At 65.6% G+C, this 2,441-nt stretch carries 5 protein-coding genes; all 5 read right to left on the bottom strand.

Going from position 1 to position 2,441, the window contains the following annotated elements; translation table 11 throughout:
- Positions 1–341, bottom strand: a 341-nt coding sequence (locus QQJ79_RS15240; RefSeq protein WP_488798467.1) for a F0F1 ATP synthase subunit B family protein, incomplete at its 3' end; no start/stop codon positions are given.
- Between the two features lie 94 nt (positions 342–435).
- Positions 436–702 (bottom strand): F0F1 ATP synthase subunit C, encoded by a 267-nt coding sequence (locus QQJ79_RS15235; RefSeq protein ID WP_055829911.1) that lies wholly within the window; start codon positions 700–702, stop codon positions 436–438.
- A gap of 47 nt (positions 703–749) precedes the next feature.
- Positions 750–1,541 (bottom strand): F0F1 ATP synthase subunit A, encoded by a 792-nt coding sequence (locus tag QQJ79_RS15230; RefSeq protein WP_284223778.1) that lies wholly within the window; start codon positions 1,539–1,541, stop codon positions 750–752.
- Between the two features lie 7 nt (positions 1,542–1,548).
- Entirely contained in the window at positions 1,549–1,911 is a 363-nt protein-coding gene (locus QQJ79_RS15225) for an AtpZ/AtpI family protein (RefSeq protein ID WP_284223775.1), read from the bottom strand.
- 70 nt (positions 1,912–1,981) lie between these two features.
- Positions 1,982–2,212 (bottom strand): hypothetical protein, encoded by a 231-nt coding sequence (locus QQJ79_RS15220; RefSeq protein ID WP_284223774.1) that lies wholly within the window; start codon positions 2,210–2,212, stop codon positions 1,982–1,984.
- Positions 2,213–2,441 lie beyond the last annotated feature (229 nt).

Genomic DNA, 2,441 nt, shown 5'->3' with positions numbered 1-2,441 from the left:
GACAGGGCGCGGGCGGCCTCGACCTCGGCCTTGGCGGCTTCGGCCTGGCCGGCGGCCTCGGCCTGGACCTGACGGGCGGCCGAGACGGCGTCGGCGATGGTGGCGGCGCGCTGGTCGATGACGCCGCGCAGGCGCGGCACGAAGACCTTGGCCATCAGCCAGTACAGAAGCGCGAACAGGAAGATCAGATAGACGATCTGACCGAACCAGTGCTGGAACTCGAACTGCGGCAGGCCGCCCCCGCCTTCGCCGTGCGCGGCTTCGGTCGAGGCGTGCGTGTCCGCGACGGCGACCGAATGGGGCGCGTCGTGAGTCACTGCGGGTTGAACGGATACGGTCATCTGTCGCCTGGGGTTGGAACGGTCGATACGTCAGTCAGCGAACGAGGGACGACCCGGCCGGAGCCGGGCCGCCCCATCGATCAGAAGGACGAAATCAGCTCGCCGACGTCCAGAGCAGGATGCCGATGACGAACGACAGGATGCCCAGGGCTTCGGCCAGGGCGGCGCCGACGAACAGGTTGCCGATTTGCGAGCCGGCGGCCGACGGGTTGCGCAGGGCGCCCGAGAGGAAGTTGCCGAAGATGTTGCCGACGCCGATGCCGGCGCCGATCATGCCGGTCATGGCCAGGCCGGCGCCGATGGCGTTGCCGGCCGAGACGATGGCGGCGGCGTTGGCGGCGGCGATTTGCGGATCAACCATGGTGTTCAGTCCTGTGAGAGTTGGTTGGTTGGAGAAAAACGGGTGGCTTAGTGATGGTCGCCCAGATTGACCACGTCGTTCAGATAGACGCAGGTCAGGACGGCGAAGACGAAGGCCTGGAGGAAGGCCACGAGGAATTCCAGCGCGGTCAGGGCGGTGACCAGGCTGAGAGACAGGGCGGCGCCCGGCAGGCCGAGGTAGCCCCAGCCGCCGGCGGCGGCCATGGCGCCCAGCGACACGACGAAGCCGGCGAAGACCTTCAGGGCGACGTGGCCGCCCATCATGTTGCCGAACAGACGAAGGGTGAGGGTCAGCGGGCGCAGCAGGAAGGAGAAGAACTCGATCAGGCCGACGACCGGGCGCATGACCAGCGGCGCGCCGGTGGGCCAGAACAGGGCGAGGAATTTCAGGCCGTTCTTCTTGATGCCGATGATCACGACCAGCAGGAAGGTGATGACGCCGAAGGTGGCGGTCACGGCCAGCTGCGAGGTGGCGGTGAAGCTGAGGAACAGGCCCAGCAGGTTCATCGCCAGAATGAAGGTGAAGACGGTGAAGACGAAGGGGAAATATTTCTTGCCGTCATGGCCGATGATCGAGTCGGCGATGCCGTCGATCATGCCGAACAGGGTCTCGCCCACGGCCTGACCACGTCCGGGAACCACCTTGGCGCCCGAGGTCACCAGCTGGAAGAAGCCGATCACCAGCAGGAAGGCGATGGTCATGGCCAGGTGGGAATTGGTGAAGGCCAGATGCACCGTGCCGACGACGGGCAGAGTCACTTCGCCGAAGTCGAGACCCGGCAGGGGGGTAACCTGGAACTGGTGTAGCGGATCGGCCATCGGGCGATCAGACTCCCTGGTCTTCGTCGTCGTCGAAGGGAACCGACTGCGGCTCCCCATGCTGTTTTGCCTCGGCCATCAGACGTTGCGCCGTGCGCCACGCCATCCACACCGATACGGCGAAGCCCAGAAGGACGCCGCCGATAATTCCCCATGGCGTCGTATCGGCGAACCGATCGATGCCGAACCCGATCGCCAGACCGACGAAGACGCCGCCGAACAGATCAGCGATGATCTTCCAGGCCTGTCCCGCCGCCGCCTGACCGGCCGCCTCGTGAGAGATCTGCCGGGCGGTGCGCGCCTCCAGATCGGATGCGCTTTCGGTGAGGCGTTTGATCGCCTCTTCGCGCGATTCCGGAGGAAGGGACATAGGGGCCTCAGCGCCTCTCCGCTGACGTCGAAGGACGGGCGTCGAGGAGGGTCTGAATTCGGCGCGGAACCTATAGGCGCGACCCGGTTTGGTCAAGGCGATCTCCAAACTCATTAGTCTTTTGATATCTCAAAGGATTGTTGCGTCCGTAGCGGGGTGTGACGTTATGTTCGTTCGTCCAGATCAGGGGCAGGCCGATCGAGGGGCGACCGCAGGCGCGCTCGTGCTGCCGGGCCTTCCACTTCTTGAGGATGAAAACCCGGTGGAGGTTGCGGAACCGTCGCTCCAGTTCGGCGATCATGGCGGCGCGCTCCTCGGGCGATATCGCCGGGCCGGGGTCTGGACGAGGGGGGCGAGCTCTGGGCATGCGGTCTCCTGAAGCGTTGGCGGATGGCGGACAGCCGTCTTCGCCGCGCTGTTGCAAGTGCGGTGATGGGAGGCATGGCGGAGCGCCCGGGCCTTCGCCCGGAGAAGCAAAGTGAATACCGTTTCGGCGAAAGACAGACGCTCCGCACGGCTGGTTTTCCGGA

It is taken from the genome of Brevundimonas denitrificans, from assembly GCF_030160755.1.
Lineage (GTDB): Bacteria > Pseudomonadota > Alphaproteobacteria > Caulobacterales > Caulobacteraceae > Brevundimonas > Brevundimonas denitrificans.
The sequence above is the reverse complement of the archived record's forward strand: the minus strand, read 5'-3'. Positions and strand labels throughout refer to the sequence as shown.

What these genes read in the sequence shown, in the direction of transcription:
- QQJ79_RS15235 (WP_055829911.1), bottom strand. Translation starts at nt 702, where the DNA reads ATGGTTGATCCGCAAATCGCCGCCGCCAACGCCGCCGCCATCGTCTCG.
- QQJ79_RS15230 (WP_284223778.1), bottom strand. Translation starts at nt 1,541, where the DNA reads ATGGCCGATCCGCTACACCAGTTCCAGGTTACCCCCCTGCCGGGTCTC.
- QQJ79_RS15225 (WP_284223775.1), bottom strand. Translation starts at nt 1,911, where the DNA reads ATGTCCCTTCCTCCGGAATCGCGCGAAGAGGCGATCAAACGCCTCACC.
- QQJ79_RS15220 (WP_284223774.1), bottom strand. Translation starts at nt 2,212, where the DNA reads ATGATCGCCGAACTGGAGCGACGGTTCCGCAACCTCCACCGGGTTTTC.